At 41.9% G+C, this 13,550-nt stretch carries 11 protein-coding genes, 16 tRNA genes and 1 rRNA gene; 26 read left to right on the forward strand and 2 right to left on the reverse strand.

From position 1 onward, the window contains the following. The first annotated feature begins 229 nt into the window (after nt 1-229). The 18 genes from rrf to ACIFPW_RS07220 all read left to right on the forward strand — a co-directional run bounded on the left by rrf (nt 230) and on the right by ACIFPW_RS07220 (nt 2,977). Nucleotides 230-346 (forward strand): 5S ribosomal RNA (gene rrf / locus ACIFPW_RS07135). 9 nt (nt 347-355) lie between these two features. After that, nucleotides 356-430, forward strand: a tRNA-Asn gene (locus tag ACIFPW_RS07140). 1 nt (nt 431) lies between these two features. Next, nucleotides 432-523: transfer RNA gene (locus tag ACIFPW_RS07145), tRNA-Ser, on the forward strand. A gap of 23 nt (nt 524-546) precedes the next feature. Continuing rightward, nucleotides 547-621, forward strand: a tRNA-Glu gene (locus tag ACIFPW_RS07150). Nucleotides 622-643: 22 nt separating this feature from the next. Next, a tRNA-Val gene (locus ACIFPW_RS07155) sits at nt 644-719 on the forward strand. 8 nt (nt 720-727) lie between these two features. Then, a tRNA-Asp gene (locus ACIFPW_RS07160) sits at nt 728-803 on the forward strand. A gap of 158 nt (nt 804-961) precedes the next feature. Next, nucleotides 962-1,038: transfer RNA gene (locus ACIFPW_RS07165), tRNA-Met, on the forward strand. A gap of 84 nt (nt 1,039-1,122) precedes the next feature. Next, nucleotides 1,123-1,198, forward strand: a tRNA-Phe gene (locus ACIFPW_RS07170). Nucleotides 1,199-1,202: 4 nt separating this feature from the next. Further along, a tRNA-Thr gene (locus ACIFPW_RS07175) sits at nt 1,203-1,278 on the forward strand. Nucleotides 1,279-1,348: 70 nt separating this feature from the next. After that, a tRNA-Tyr gene (locus tag ACIFPW_RS07180) sits at nt 1,349-1,433 on the forward strand. A 7-nt stretch (nt 1,434-1,440) separates the two neighbouring features. Further along, nucleotides 1,441-1,514: transfer RNA gene (locus tag ACIFPW_RS07185), tRNA-Trp, on the forward strand. 16 nt (nt 1,515-1,530) lie between these two features. After that, nucleotides 1,531-1,606 (forward strand) — tRNA-His (locus tag ACIFPW_RS07190). 4 nt (nt 1,607-1,610) lie between these two features. Then, nucleotides 1,611-1,685: transfer RNA gene (locus tag ACIFPW_RS07195), tRNA-Gln, on the forward strand. 8 nt (nt 1,686-1,693) lie between these two features. After that, nucleotides 1,694-1,768, forward strand: a tRNA-Gly gene (locus tag ACIFPW_RS07200). Nucleotides 1,769-1,777: 9 nt separating this feature from the next. After that, nucleotides 1,778-1,852, forward strand: a tRNA-Cys gene (locus ACIFPW_RS07205). 27 nt (nt 1,853-1,879) lie between these two features. After that, nucleotides 1,880-1,969: transfer RNA gene (locus tag ACIFPW_RS07210), tRNA-Leu, on the forward strand. A 34-nt stretch (nt 1,970-2,003) separates the two neighbouring features. Then, nucleotides 2,004-2,088 (forward strand) — tRNA-Leu (locus tag ACIFPW_RS07215). Nucleotides 2,089-2,275: 187 nt separating this feature from the next. Continuing rightward, nucleotides 2,276-2,977, forward strand: coding sequence for a DsbA family oxidoreductase (locus tag ACIFPW_RS07220; protein WP_430243135.1), 702 nt, complete (start codon nt 2,276-2,278; stop codon nt 2,975-2,977). 39 nt (nt 2,978-3,016) lie between these two features. On the opposite strand, the gene yvfG is transcribed toward ACIFPW_RS07220, so the two are convergent. Both yvfG and ACIFPW_RS07230 read right to left on the reverse strand, forming a co-directional pair. Beyond that, on the reverse strand, nt 3,017-3,238 hold the full coding sequence (gene yvfG / locus ACIFPW_RS07225) for a protein YvfG (RefSeq protein ID WP_098446367.1): 222 nt from the start codon (nt 3,236-3,238) through the stop codon (nt 3,017-3,019). 271 nt (nt 3,239-3,509) lie between these two features. Beyond that, the gene (locus tag ACIFPW_RS07230) at nt 3,510-4,178 is read right to left on the reverse strand and encodes a B3/B4 domain-containing protein (RefSeq protein WP_430243137.1); all 669 of its coding nucleotides are present in this window, start codon (nt 4,176-4,178) and stop codon (nt 3,510-3,512) included. An 83-nt stretch (nt 4,179-4,261) separates the two neighbouring features. Between ACIFPW_RS07230 and ACIFPW_RS07235 the strand changes: the two genes are divergently transcribed. The 8 genes from ACIFPW_RS07235 (at nt 4,262) to ACIFPW_RS07270 (ending at nt 13,396) form a co-directional block, all read left to right on the forward strand. Continuing rightward, nucleotides 4,262-5,956, forward strand: coding sequence for an ABC-ATPase domain-containing protein (locus ACIFPW_RS07235; protein WP_430243139.1), 1,695 nt, complete (start codon nt 4,262-4,264; stop codon nt 5,954-5,956). A 30-nt stretch (nt 5,957-5,986) separates the two neighbouring features. Next, the gene (gene queG, locus ACIFPW_RS07240; RefSeq protein ID WP_430243140.1) at nt 5,987-7,126 is read left to right on the forward strand and encodes a tRNA epoxyqueuosine(34) reductase QueG; all 1,140 of its coding nucleotides are present in this window, start codon (nt 5,987-5,989) and stop codon (nt 7,124-7,126) included. Nucleotides 7,127-7,192: 66 nt separating this feature from the next. Further along, nucleotides 7,193-7,729, forward strand: coding sequence for a methylated-DNA--[protein]-cysteine S-methyltransferase (locus ACIFPW_RS07245; RefSeq protein WP_430243141.1), 537 nt, complete (start codon nt 7,193-7,195; stop codon nt 7,727-7,729). A 205-nt stretch (nt 7,730-7,934) separates the two neighbouring features. Then, nucleotides 7,935-8,564 carry a YczE/YyaS/YitT family protein gene (locus tag ACIFPW_RS07250; RefSeq protein WP_430243143.1) on the forward strand — a complete coding sequence of 210 codons (630 nt, stop codon included), beginning with the start codon at nt 7,935-7,937 and terminating at the stop codon, nt 8,562-8,564. Between the two features lie 55 nt (nt 8,565-8,619). Further along, nucleotides 8,620-9,507: an amidase domain-containing protein gene (locus tag ACIFPW_RS07255; RefSeq protein WP_430243145.1), complete on the forward strand. Its 888-nt coding sequence runs from the start codon at nt 8,620-8,622 to the stop codon at nt 9,505-9,507. A gap of 65 nt (nt 9,508-9,572) precedes the next feature. After that, entirely contained in the window at nt 9,573-10,046 is a 474-nt protein-coding gene (trmL, locus tag ACIFPW_RS07260; protein ID WP_194220053.1) for a tRNA (uridine(34)/cytosine(34)/5-carboxymethylaminomethyluridine(34)-2'-O)-methyltransferase TrmL, read from the forward strand. A gap of 983 nt (nt 10,047-11,029) precedes the next feature. After that, nucleotides 11,030-11,335 carry an antibiotic biosynthesis monooxygenase family protein gene (locus ACIFPW_RS07265; protein WP_194220052.1) on the forward strand — a complete coding sequence of 102 codons (306 nt, stop codon included), beginning with the start codon at nt 11,030-11,032 and terminating at the stop codon, nt 11,333-11,335. Between the two features lie 165 nt (nt 11,336-11,500). After that, entirely contained in the window at nt 11,501-13,396 is a 1,896-nt protein-coding gene (locus tag ACIFPW_RS07270; protein ID WP_430243147.1) for a PrkA family serine protein kinase, read from the forward strand. Nucleotides 13,397-13,550 lie beyond the last annotated feature (154 nt).

Below are 13,550 nucleotides of genomic sequence, written 5' to 3' on the forward strand. Positions count from 1 at the left end.
AAGCCGTTTAAATCCGACAAGCGTTGGAGGCTTTTGAGTCAGACGCGCTTTATGCGTCAGAATCAAAAGGTGAAACGATCGAGGATTTGGCTTACGTAGCTGGACATATTGGAAAGTTGTGCGTGCTATCTAGTTTTCAGGGAATAAAATTTTCCTTGAAAAACATGATGGAATATAGTATGATATATTTTGTCGCTGGTAAATCACGAAAGTGAAATCCAGTCCTTAGTCTGGTAATGATGGCGAAGAGGTCACACCCGTTCCCATGCCGAACACGGAAGTTAAGCTCTTCAGCGCCGATGGTAGTTGGGGGATCTCCCCCTGCAAGAGTAGGACGTTGCCAGGCTGATATTATTCCACAGTAGCTCAGTGGTAGAGCTATCGGCTGTTAACCGATCGGTCGTAGGTTCGAATCCTACCTGTGGAGCCATGGAGAGCTGTCCGAGTGGCCGAAGGAGCACGATTGGAAATCGTGTAGACGGTCAAAGCCGTCTCGAGGGTTCGAATCCCTCGCTCTCCGCCACTAGCATACATAATAGCAGCAAGGGCCCGTTGGTCAAGCGGTTAAGACACCGCCCTTTCACGGCGGTAACACGGGTTCGAATCCCGTACGGGTCACCATTATATATCATTTCTACTTTGTGGAGGATTAGCTCAGCTGGGAGAGCATCTGCCTTACAAGCAGAGGGTCGGCGGTTCGAGCCCGTCATCCTCCACCATTATCTAAGGTCCCGTGGTGTAGCGGTTAACATGCCTGCCTGTCACGCAGGAGATCGCGAGTTCGATTCTCGTCGGGACCGCCATTTATATTTTAACATTATCGCGGGGTGGAGCAACAAGCGATACTTCCTTGAAACAGCAACGAGTTGTTTCGACGGATACGCTTCGAAGCATAACCTTGTAGAGAAAGAAACAGTGCACAGCGTAATGAGCAGGTGCAGCATAATTACATTCACATTATCGCGGGGTGGAGCAGTTCGGTAGCTCGTTGGGCTCATAACCCAAAGGTCGCAGGTTCAAATCCTGCCCCCGCAACCAATTAATTTTATCTGCGTTGAGTATTTATCGTTGCTAAAATTAGAAAGTAGTCCTGTTAAGGGCAACTAATTATATTTTAAACATGGCTCTGTAGCTCAGTCGGTAGAGCAGTGGACTGAAAATCCACGTGTCGGCGGTTCGATTCCGTCCGGAGCCACCATGTTGCCGGTCTAGCTCAATTGGTAGAGCAACTGACTTGTAATCAGTAGGTTGGGGGTTCAAGTCCTCTGGCCGGCACCATTTTCTCGAAATGAGATCAAATTCCATTGCACTTTCATAAAATGTGTATTACAATGGTAATTGTCAATTTGGAGGGGTAGCGAAGTGGCTAAACGCGGCGGACTGTAAATCCGCTCCCTCAGGGTTCGGCGGTTCGAATCCGTCCCCCTCCACCATCTTGATAGGGGTATAGTTTAAAGGTAGAACAGAGGTCTCCAAAACCTCCGGTGTGGGTTCGAGTCCTACTACCCCTGCCAATTTTAAATTTTTATGGCGGTTGTGGCGAAGTGGTTAACGCACCGGATTGTGATTCCGGCATTCGTGGGTTCAATTCCCATCAGCCGCCCCATTTTTGGGCTATAGCCAAGCGGTAAGGCAACGGATTTTGATTCCGTCATGCGCTGGTTCGAATCCAGCTAGCCCAGCCATTTTTGTTGCGGAAGTAGTTCAGTGGTAGAACATCACCTTGCCAAGGTGGGGGTCGCGGGTTCGAATCCCGTCTTCCGCTCCATTTTAAAAAGGCGGCATAGCCAAGTGGTAAGGCACGGGTCTGCAAAACCCTTACGCCCCGGTTCAAATCCGGGTGCCGCCTCCAATCTTAATATTTTTTCTTAAAAGTCCTGCCGGAGTGGCGGAATTGGCAGACGCACAGGACTTAAAATCCTGCGGAGGGTGTACCTCCGTGCCGGTTCGAGCCCGGCCTCCGGCACCACTTATTTTTCTGCCTGAATTGAATATGGTATTTTGCCGGTGTGGCGGAATTGGCAGACGCGCACGACTCAAAATCGTGTTCCGAGAGGAGTGTCGGTTCGAACCCGACCACCGGTACCATTACATACGTTATTACAAGACTTCAACGTTCTCGTTGAGGTCTTTTTTGTATTCTTTTTAATTCCTTGTCTTATTTGATATCACTAGTTTTCAATGACTCACTGAGCAAATTCCTGCTCATTTAAAAGTAGAGGTGATAAAATACAAGTATAAGATAGATAAAACAATTTACTGAAAGAGTGATTCGATGAGAATTGAAGTATGGTCCGATTTCGTTTGTCCATTTTGTTATATAGGAAAAAGACGTCTTGAAAGTGCGCTTCAGGCTTTTCCACAGCGTGATCAAGTAGAAGTTGTCTTTAAAAGCTTTGAACTTGATCCTAATGCGAAAGAATCGGATGGGGAAAGCATGGCTGAGCTTCTAGCAGCGAAATACAATGTCAGTCTAGAACAAGCTCAGGGTATGTGTGAGAATATGAGGCAGCAAGCTGCTGGAGAAAACCTAACGTATGATTTCGATAAAATGATTCCAACGAATTCATTTGATGCTCATCGTCTTGTTCACTATGCGACAGAGCATGGTAAAAGTAATGAAATGTCAGAACGTCTCTTTTATGCCTTCTTTACCGAATCGAAAAATATTGGTGATCATGAAACGCTTGCATCACTTGGTGAAGAACTTGGGCTAGACGCTGCGGATATAAAACGTATGCTAGGGACTGAAGAATTTACGAAAGAAGTTCGCAACGATGAAGCTATGGGAAGTCAGCTTGGCATTCAGGGCGTACCGTTCTTTGTATTTGACGGTAAATATGCCGTGTCAGGTGCTCAGCCTGTTGAAATGTTTGAACAGGCCGTTGAGAAGGCCTGGGGAGAAGGAAATAAGCTTGAAGTAGTTGGTGGCAATGCAGAAGCGTGTTCTGCTGACTCTTGTGATCTTCCTAAATAAAACGTAAGAAAGCTCTCTTATTGTAAAGAGAGCTTTTTCTTATGCGTCTGTATTTTCTTGTTTAATCGTTTTGTAAGCTGAATCAAGGTTGCGAATGCGACGAACTATTTCTGAGTTTTTGTTAAGGTTGTCATAGATCATTGATGAAACAACTGATCGATAATAGCTATTCATTGCTTCTAATTTTGAAAATACATCACGATTCTTTTGTATGTATTGGCGAAAATTTTCTTCGAAAAATGGTGTTGAGAATGGTTCCATATGATTTCTCCTTTCTGTCTGTCATTCTGATTATAGGGTGATCGTCATCAGGACGTCAAACGGATTATGAAGAGTAAAATTCTATTAGCTCTGTCGTGATGAGAGACGTTTGTAAAGAAAATATGAAAAATGTGTTGTTTCTTTCATATGTTCTGTGGTATTCTATCTACATCAGCGAGGATTGTAGAAATTCCTCGAATTTTCACCATTTACCCAACGCAGTGTTTCGTTAAAATTAACGAAGCGTTGCGTTTTTTTATGTTTGCTTTCTTTAACTTGAAACCCCGCTTAAGAAGTCTCCTCCGTGAATTTGATTAAACATTTCTGCTGAGGCAGTTACAAGCTTTTCACCTTCTGAAACAGGGAGCGAAGGTTGAAGATAGAAAAGTTGAATGGCATGCTTGGTTTCTTCCGTTATAGCTGTTCGCTTAGAATCAACGATAGGACTTCCGAACGCTCCTTTGTGATCAAGTGAGAGGATTTTGTTGTTGAAGCTTACCTCACGTCCATTTAAGCCCTCATATGCAGTCGTCTCACTACCAATGTCGATTGTAATATCTCCTTCAACTTGATCAAGATCATAGATACCAATTGGAATTTTGTATTGAAGCGACAGAAGATTGTTGATGTCTGCAGCAGAGTGAACGAGAGGTAGCGAAGTCCCTTTCTTTAACCGGCGTAATAGGGCTTCTGAGGACGGTCGATATTTGGCGGGATCCGTCCCGAACTTTTTGAAAATGGAACGCCACTCTGAGATAGCAGGAAAAGTGAGCAGGTCTGTCTGCTCAAGATCCATCATCAATGTTTCCTGATAGAACTGAAAGCGACCGCGCACCATTTGCGGCGACTTTTCAACAACGATATTATGGTAAATAGCATAACCAATTTTAAAATCAGGATATGTCTTTTTAATAGATGGAGCGAGAATTATACTTGTCATCACACTTTTCTCCTAACATATAATTTTTCGTTCATTTTATCATATACCTAAATTTGAAGCTTATAAGGAGGCTTGCCTCATTTATGAATAAACTTAGAAAACAATTAGAGCGTATTGATGGAAAAGGATATAAAGCATATAAAGACATTAGTGGGCACTATGATTTTGCGGATTACACCCTTTACATCGATTATGTCCAGGGAGACCCTTTTGCTAGTCCTTCTCGGATAAGAATCATCATCCCACGTAAGAAAACGATCGTAGAGCCTGAGTGGTTCGATTCGGCTGTAAGAAGAGTTCGAACAGAAGATATGATTGCTAGAAAAGTAGGAGAGGCCATTAGAAGGACTGAGAGGCATGCGAAAGGCACTGGGAAAAGTGGATTGGTCTCAATCGATATACCTGGTCAAAAGGTTATTGAGAGGGCAGCAGTGAGCGTGACAGAGGAATCTATTACGATTTGTCTATCAATAGGATTACCTGCACAAGGCAGAAAAGTTCTTGGCAGACAGGCTATAAACTTGCTTCTGCATCAGCTGCCAGACATTGTGAAGAATTCTGTTTTTGCATTAAACAAACGAATAATCTTAGAGGCATTGCATTTAGCAGACCAACAAGAGGCCATTCGTGAACAACTTACCCAAAACGGATATGTCGGATTTGTAGCGAATGGATCTATATTACCCCGCGAGAGCGGGATAAGCGATCGTCCTATGAAAAATGAGGCAGTGCAATTCCAATCACCTAAAAGCATGGAAGTGTCTTTAACAATCCCACACCGTACTGAGCCATTACAAGGAATGGCTGTTAAGGAAGGTATTACATTAATTGTTGGCGGTGGTTATCATGGAAAGAGTACCCTCTTGCATGCAATGGAGCATGGCGTATATGATCATATTTTAGGGGATGGTAGAGAGTATGTTATTACAAACCACCAGGCAATGAAAATTCGCTCTGAAGATGGTCGAAAGGTAACTGGAGTAGACATCTCGCCATTTATAAACAATCTCCCATATGGAAAAGATACGCGGTCTTTCACATCTGAGAATGCCAGTGGAAGTACGTCCCAGGCAGCCAATATCATTGAGGCGATCGAAGCGGGTTCAGATACGTTATTAATTGATGAAGATACAAGCGCGACTAATTTTATGATTCGAGACTATCGAATGCAGCAGTTAGTTGCGAAAGAGAAAGAACCCATTACACCATTCATTGATCGTGTGAAGCAACTACGTACAGAACATCATATATCAACCGTACTTGTTATGGGCGGATCTGGAGACTACTTTGATGTAGCTGATCAGGTGATTTTAATGGAGAACTACCTTCCATACGACGTAACGGATCAAGCTCGATCAATCGTACAAGAATCGGCACGCAGACAAGAAGGTGGAGAAAAAATCGGAGAGGCAAGAAAGAGAGTACCTGAGCAGAATAGCTTAAACAGCCAAAAGGGAAAGAAATCGAAAGTGACTGCCCGCGGAGTGCATCATATTCAATTTGGTCATACAGATATTTCACTACTTCAAGTAGAACAGCTTGTAGATCCAAGTCAAACGCGTTTTGCCGCTGACGTCCTTCATTTTCTGGAAAGAAATCATAAGCTAGGAGATAAGTCGATTCCAGAACTTCTTGATTTCATTGATCAGAAAATAAACACAGAGGGACTTGGTTCTTTTTCACTATATAAGAATCAGCATCCAGGAGATATTGCTCGAATTAGGAGAACAGAAATGGCGGCCGTTTTAAATCGAATTCGAACGCTAAAAATTAAATAATACACTCCCAAATAGGAAGGGGGGAAACTAATGACAAACGCACAATTAAAAGCTGATATTGTGGCATACAGTAAAACGATTGGGATTGATAAGATAGGCTTCGCGGCAGCAGATCCTTTTAAAACCCTTAAGCAACGCTTAAAGCGTCAGCAGGAGCTAGGTTATCAGTCAGGCTTCGAGGAATCTGATATAGAAAAGAGAACAGAACCTGAGCTATTGCTAAGCGGTGCAACAACGATTATATCAATTGCCATTGCGTATCCTTCGAGAATGAAAGATAGCCCTAGGAGTAAGAAGGGCGAACGAAGAGGACTTTTCTGTCGTGCTTCATGGGGAGTTGATTATCATCACCTCCTTAGAGAGAAACTCTTCCTTTTAGATGCATATATTAAATCAAAGGTTCCAGAGGCTAGAACGAGCTCGATGGTCGATACTGGCGAACTTTCTGATCGAGCTGTAGCTGAAAGAGCCGGCATTGGTTTTAGCGGTAAAAACACAATGACCATAACAGAAGAATTTGGTTCTTGGGTTTACCTTGGTGAAATGATCACCGATCTAAATATAGAACCTGATGAGCCTGTTGAGGAAGGGTGTGGTGACTGTAATATTTGTGTAGACGCGTGTCCGACTGGTGCCTTAATTGAAGGGGGGCAGCTAAACGCGAATAAAAGCATCGCTTTTCTTACGCAAACGAAAGGTTTTTTACCTGATGAATACCGTACTAAATTAGGAAACCGATTATATGGGTGTGACACCTGCCAGCTCGTTTGCCCCAAAAACAAAGGAAAAGATTTTCATCATCATCCTGAACTCGAACCAGATCCAGAAATGGTAAAACCAAAACTCATACCACTTCTAACAATGTCCAATCGTGAATTTAAGTCTCAGTTTGGTCAAGTGGCTGGTTCGTGGAGAGGAAAGAAGCCTATTCAACGAAATGCTATTCTTGCTCTTGCTCATTATAAAGATGAAACAGCTATTGATACACTGGTTGAAGTGATGGAAAAAGATCCTCGTCCGGTGATCCGCGGCACTTCGGCCTGGGCGCTTGGGAAAATAGGTGGCGAGAAGGCCTTTAATGCCCTTATAAAGGAGCAATTGAGAGAAAATGACAAGGATGTGGCAGATGAGATCGCTAAAGGCTTGTCTATGCTTGAAAATAAGACTTAATGCTGATGGTCAAACGATTGAATGCGTTGTAAGATAGTGAAAAATGTATAATAAAGAAGGGATAGAATGGATAAACAAGTGATTCATTATGGGGAGTTTCTATCGCCTATAGGTGCAATAACATTGTTTGCTAGTCCTAATGGAGTTAGTAGGCTCGATTTTGGTTGCCCTGAGGATGTGCTGCCTGCTGCTGAAACATGGTATAAAAAACATCATGTCAAAGCGGACCTTGTTTTCAATTCTGATATAATCGAACCCATCGTCATGCAACTGGAAGAATACTTCAGTGGAAAAAGAAGGTTCTTTGATCTAAAGCTTGATAAGATAGGAACGATTTTTCAACAGAAAGTATGGAACAACCTTTCGGAAATTCCATATGGTGAAACCCGGTCTTATCGAGATGTAGCTGTTGGTATTTCGGCACCAAAGGCTGTTAGAGCCATAGGCTCAGCTAACAATCGAAATCCACTTCCAATCATTGTACCGTGTCACAGAGTAATAGGAAGCAATGGTGCTTTAGTTGGATATGGTGGCGGTGTAGATAAAAAAGAATATTTATTATCACTTGAACAGCAGCATTCGATGCATGCCGTTCTACCGTAACAATATATAGTGCCAGTTCGCTATCTTGATAGCGAACTGGCTTTTTTGATTTGTTAGACTTAGGCATAAAGTTATAAAAAGAACTTCGTTTCTTGTAAAATAGCAAATGCATTCAAAAAAAGAGATACTAAAATATCTAGGGCGAAGAATGAGAGCAATTTGATACAGCTTTTAGTTTCAAGCCCTCATATGAGGAGTGAACATTATGAACAGCTTTTTATCCAAAAGTTTGATCTACGTAGCGGGATTATTTACATTAGCCTTTGGTGTTGTCCTATTAATTAATGCCGATGTTGGAATTGCCCCATGGGATGCTCTCTACGTTGCGCTTTCTGACCAACTAGGGTTTACTGTTGGAACATGGGTGTTTATTGTTGGTGGTATTTTAATTTTTATCAATAGTCTTATTATGATGAGGAAACCAAACCTAGCTGGTTTTATTCCAATTATTCTTCTAGGATTGTTTGTTGACCTCTTGAATTTACAAATTCTCACTTTCATTGATGTTGATGGAATCGTTACCAGGTGGATCTTATTTCTGGTTGGATTAGTTATCATGGGTCTTGGAATTGCAGTATACTTATTTGCATCTCTTGCATCTATTCCAAACGATGAACTCATGCTTGCCCTAACAGAAAGAACGGGTTGGAGTATTGGTATTACTAAGACATTAACAGAAGCACTTGCGTTTGTTCTGGCATTCTTGTTAGGCGGGCCAATTGGTGCTGGTACCTTTGTAGAAGTGCTTCTGCTTGGTATTCTTGTTGGTTGGTTTGATAAATTACTCAAGAAAATAACACACCCTTCAGCAGAGCCAGCTGTAAACCATTCCTGATTCCAAGTCATGTGTTTGATTCCCCTGTCATAAAGTGCGATGAGGGGGGACGCATATGGTGTGGGGAGACCAGTTGAAATCTTTCTGGAAAGAACAAGCAACTTGCTTACTAAATGGAACGGATCACTCAAGAATAGGAACCAGGCCTTCAGAGGAAGAAGAAGCAGTCAACCGTTATCGTAAACAGAGCCAAAATAGAGGAGCATCTGTTATTCGTATAAAAAATAAAGGGATCCTCCTGGGAAAAAAGACAGTCTCGACGAGCCAACTTTATGAATATCTTCTTCATCAGCAGTTTCTTATTAAACAGGGAGAGAAACTATATCAGGAAGAACGACTTGAAAAGAGATTGGCAAAAATGGTGGAGGGTGAACTTATTCTTGATCGATCAGCTGAGATAGAGGGAGGAACACTTCAAGTAGCAGAAGGTAAAGACAGCGGTGATGCTCGTCTGAAAGGTTCCTATTATGATCGGTTATCAGCCCTGAAATATGCTGAGAGATGGTGGGATGATGCGAATCCGTCTTATCAGTCGTTTGATGTAGATTGTACAAATTATATTTCTCAGTGTCTTCATGCAGGAAAAGCCCCTATGCGTGGTTACCCAGATCGCACTAAGGGATGGTGGATGAAAGGAAATAACTGGAGCTATTCATGGACTGTAGCTCATGCGCTTAGGTGGCATTTAAGTAGCTCGAAGAGTGGTCTTCGAGCTCGTGAAGTAGCGAATCCTGATGATCTCATTCCTGGAGATATTATTTGTTATGACTTTGATGGAGATGGCCACTGGCAACATACTACTTTCGTCGTAGATAATGATGAGAAGGGGTATCCTCTTGTCAATGCTCATACAACAAATAGCAGGATGCGCTATTGGGCCTATGAAGATTCTACGGCATGGACGCCTGAAATTAAGTATAAGTTTTTTCATATTGAGGATTAGAGAATGATATCTCCCAATCTAAAACATGCTATAATAGTATTGTTTTGAAGTGGAGGTGAATGAATATGTCTTTAAATATTGTACTGTTTCAGCCTGAAATACCAGCGAATACAGGGAATATAGCTAGAACATGTGCAGCAACAAATACAAGTCTACATCTAATTCGCCCACTAGGGTTTTCGACAGACGATAAAATGTTGAAACGTGCGGGCTTGGATTACTGGCAATATGCTGATGTACATTATTATGATTCTCTAGAGGAGTTCTTTGAAAAGAACCAGGGTGGAGAATATTATTATATTACGAAATACGGTACCAATACACATACTGACTTTGATTACTCAGATGTGAATGAGAATACGTATTTTGTTTTTGGAAGAGAAACGAATGGTTTACCAGACGAGTTGATTGAAAATAACAAAGAGCGTTGTCTTCGTCTCCCGATGACAGATCATGTTCGTGCTCTCAACCTTTCAAATACTGCTGCTATTATGGTATATGAAGCACTAAGACAGCAAAGTTATCCAGGAATGAAATAAAAAAGAACGACTTTCAGCAAAGAGCTGAAAGTCGTTCTTTTTTTGATAGAAGTTTAAGCGCGTTTCAGAGTTCAAAAACTTTGTTTCTGAATGCTCGTCTTCGCTTTTCGTGTCTAGCTACAGTGGGCAGACACTCGGTCACTTCACCTTTTCATCTGAATACAAAAACCGTGTTCAAATGAAAAGGCTCCAGTGCCTGCCGTGTCTAACCGCCCACTTCCGCTTTTCGTGTCTAGCTGCAGCGCCCAGCCTCTCGATCGCTTCACCCTTTAAAATGAACACAAAGACCGTGTTCTTTTTAAAGGGCTCCAGCGCTTGTCGAGGCTAAACGGGCGCTTTCGCTTTTCGTGTCTAGCTACAGTGGGCAAATCCTCCGGTTGTTTCACCCAATCGATTGAGACAAAAAGCGTCTCATTCTCATGGGTTCCAACGCCCTGCGGATTTAACCGCCCACTTTCGCTTTTCATGTCTAGCTACGACTCGCAGAAACTACGATATTTCACTCTTTCACCAGAACACAAAAGGCGTGTTCTAGTTCAAGAGTTCCAATATCTCCGTTTCTAAACGCTCGTCTTCGCTTTTCATGTCTAGCTGCAGTGGGCAGACACTCGGTCACTTCACCTTTTCAACTGAACACAAAAAACGTGTTCAAATGAAAAGGCTCCAGTGCCTGCCGTGTCTAACCGCCCACTTTCGCTTTTCGTGTTACCTACTACCTTTTTTGGTTTTGCTTGGTCGGTCGTTGTAGCCAGCTGTAAAGATGGCTGCTAGGAAAGCTAGGATTACTACTAAAATACCCAGGAAACTCATGGTCTCATCCTCCTCAGGTAAAATTGTGTCCAAATCTAACTCTCATTATAAACCATGTGCGGGAAGGCGTGAATGTTTTGAGGGGAATTCTTGTAGTGAGGAGTTGTTTGAATTGGAAAAAAACGTCGTTATTCGATAGGATAGAGAGAGAAACCTAAAGGAGGATTTATTTTATGTATGTTGTGATGAATGAATTGAAGGTCCCTGATGAAGCAAAAGACATGATGAAGCAGCGTTTTGGGAAAAGTGCTGATAGTATGAAGAACGTTGATGGTTGCTTAGAGTTTCTATTTCTTGAACAGTCGGCTGAAAACGGAAAGCTTATTGTATTTACGAAATGGGAAAGTGAAGAGGCTTATCAGAATTGGGTGCACTCCGATTCATTTAAGAACGCTCATAAAGAAAAGCGCGAATCCAAAGAGAAATCTCCAGCCACAGGAAATGAACTAAGCGAATTTACAGTAGTTTATCATACGTAAGGATGAGAGCCGGGCAACCGGTTCTTTTATTTTGTGCTTTTTCCATAACTGAGTAGAAACCCCCTAAATACTCGATTGAATCATTGGAAAGAAAGCCGAATGTTATTGGACATCCCCGCATAACATGTATTAAATCCGATGAACCAAACTTGGAGGGGGCTCTTAATGGATATCTTACGTAAAATCCAGCAGCATCGAGAAGAAGAGAGGCGGCTGAAGTGGGAAGGAACCTTCAGCGAGTATTTAGACATTATCCGGGAACGACCTGAAGTAGCGCAGTCAGCTCATTCACGTGTTTATAATATGATAAGAGATGCAGGGATTGATGAGATTGATGGGAAAAGAAGTTATTCTTTCTTCTCTGAAGAGCTTTATGGACTTGAGGAAGCAATCGAACGTCTGGTAGAGGAATACTTTCACCCTGCTGCCAAAAGGTTAGATGTCAGAAAACGTATTCTCTTGTTGATGGGTCCAGTAAGTGGTGGTAAATCAACTCTTGTTACGGTGCTGAAAAGAGGATTGGAGAAATATTCTCATGAAGATTCTGGTGCTGTTTATGCAATAAAAGGTTGTCCTATGCATGAAGATCCACTGCACCTTATACCACATCATTTGAGAGATGAATTCCACGATGAATACGGGATCCGAATTGAAGGAAGTCTCTCCCCACTAAACGTAATGCGCCTTGAGCAAGAATATGGTGGTCGTATTGAAGATGTGATGGTAGAGCGTATCTTCTTTAACGAGGATAAGCGGACAGGTATTGGTACATTTAGTCCTTCAGATCCCAAGTCTCAAGATATTGCAGATTTAACAGGAAGTATTGATTTCTCAACGATAGCGGAATTTGGATCAGAGTCTGATCCGAGAGCTTATCGATTCGATGGAGAATTAAATAAAGCCAATCGTGGAATGATGGAATTTCAGGAGATGCTGAAATGTGATGAGAAATTTTTGTGGCACTTGCTTTCACTGACTCAAGAAGGAAACTTTAAGGCTGGGCGCTTTGCGCTAATTTCTGCTGATGAACTTGTTGTAGCGCATACGAACGAAGCAGAGTATCGCTCTTTTATATCAAATAAAAAGAATGAGGCTTTACACTCTCGTATTATCGTTATGCCGGTTCCATATAATTTAAAGGTGAGTCAGGAAGAGCGTATTTATGAGAAGATGATTCGTGAAAGTGATGTAGCCGATGTGCACATTGCCCCACATGCTCTTAGAGTAGCTGCTATTTTCTCTATCTTGACGAGGTTAAAAGATACGAATCGTCAGGGAGTGGACCTTGTTAAGAAAATGCGACTCTACGATGGAGAAATTGTAGAAGGCTTTAATCAGGTAGATGTGGATGAACTTCATAAAGAGCATTCGGATGAGGGAATGAGCGGGATTGATCCGCGTTATGTTATTAACCGAATTTCCTCTACGATTATTAGAAAAGAAGTACCGTCAATTAATGCCCTGGATGTTCTTCGTTCATTGAAAGATGGACTTGATCAACATGCTTCTATCTCAAAAGAAGATAAAGAGCGGTATATGAATTTCATCTCCATTGCGCGCAAAGAGTATGATGAAATTGCAAAGAAAGAAGTACAAAAAGCTTTTGTTTACTCTTATGAAGAGAGTGCAAAGACGCTAATGGATAATTATCTTGATAATGTTGAAGCGTATTGTAATAAAAATAAGCTCCGCGATCCTCTTACTGGAGAGGAAATGAGTCCGGATGATAAGCTTATGCGTTCAATTGAAGAACAGATTGGCATTTCAGAAAATGCGAAGAAAGCATTTAGAGAAGAAATTCTCATTCGTATCTCTGCTTATGCCAGAAAGGGTAAGAAATTCGATTATAATTCTCATGAACGTTTGAGAGAAGCGATTCAGAAAAAGTTGTTTGCTGATTTAAAAGATGTAGTGAAAATAACGACGTCCTCCAAAACACCAAATGAAAATCAGCTCAAGAAAATCAATGAGGTTATCGCACGTCTCATCGATGAGCATGGATATAATTCAATTTCAGCCAATGAACTCCTACGTTATGTAGGTAGTCTCCTAAATCGATAATTAGAAGAAGCATGCCTCTTTAGGTATGCTTCTTTTTATGCTGCGATAAGGAGCGCTATGTATGAAATGGGTGAATATACTTAAAATAAGAAATTTTCTTGGTTCGTGGAATGGAATGCTGCTATAACGATGGAAGTGAGTGGTGAGAATATGA

Source organism: Pseudalkalibacillus sp. NRS-1564, from assembly GCF_050467905.1.
Taxonomy (GTDB): Bacteria; Bacillota; Bacilli; order Bacillales; family Guptibacillaceae; genus Guptibacillus; species Guptibacillus hwajinpoensis_B.

Coding starts and splice junctions, on each gene's coding strand:
- ACIFPW_RS07220 (WP_430243135.1), top strand. CDS start 2,276: ATGAGAATTGAAGTATGGTCCGATTTCGTTTGTCCATTTTGTTATATA.
- yvfG (WP_098446367.1), bottom strand. CDS start 3,238: ATGGAACCATTCTCAACACCATTTTTCGAAGAAAATTTTCGCCAATAC.
- ACIFPW_RS07230 (WP_430243137.1), bottom strand. CDS start 4,178: ATGACAAGTATAATTCTCGCTCCATCTATTAAAAAGACATATCCTGAT.
- ACIFPW_RS07235 (WP_430243139.1), top strand. CDS start 4,262: ATGAATAAACTTAGAAAACAATTAGAGCGTATTGATGGAAAAGGATAT.
- queG (WP_430243140.1), top strand. CDS start 5,987: ATGACAAACGCACAATTAAAAGCTGATATTGTGGCATACAGTAAAACG.
- ACIFPW_RS07245 (WP_430243141.1), top strand. CDS start 7,193: ATGGATAAACAAGTGATTCATTATGGGGAGTTTCTATCGCCTATAGGT.
- ACIFPW_RS07250 (WP_430243143.1), top strand. CDS start 7,935: ATGAACAGCTTTTTATCCAAAAGTTTGATCTACGTAGCGGGATTATTT.
- ACIFPW_RS07255 (WP_430243145.1), top strand. CDS start 8,620: ATGGTGTGGGGAGACCAGTTGAAATCTTTCTGGAAAGAACAAGCAACT.
- trmL (WP_194220053.1), top strand. CDS start 9,573: ATGTCTTTAAATATTGTACTGTTTCAGCCTGAAATACCAGCGAATACA.
- ACIFPW_RS07265 (WP_194220052.1), top strand. CDS start 11,030: ATGTATGTTGTGATGAATGAATTGAAGGTCCCTGATGAAGCAAAAGAC.
- ACIFPW_RS07270 (WP_430243147.1), top strand. CDS start 11,501: ATGGATATCTTACGTAAAATCCAGCAGCATCGAGAAGAAGAGAGGCGG.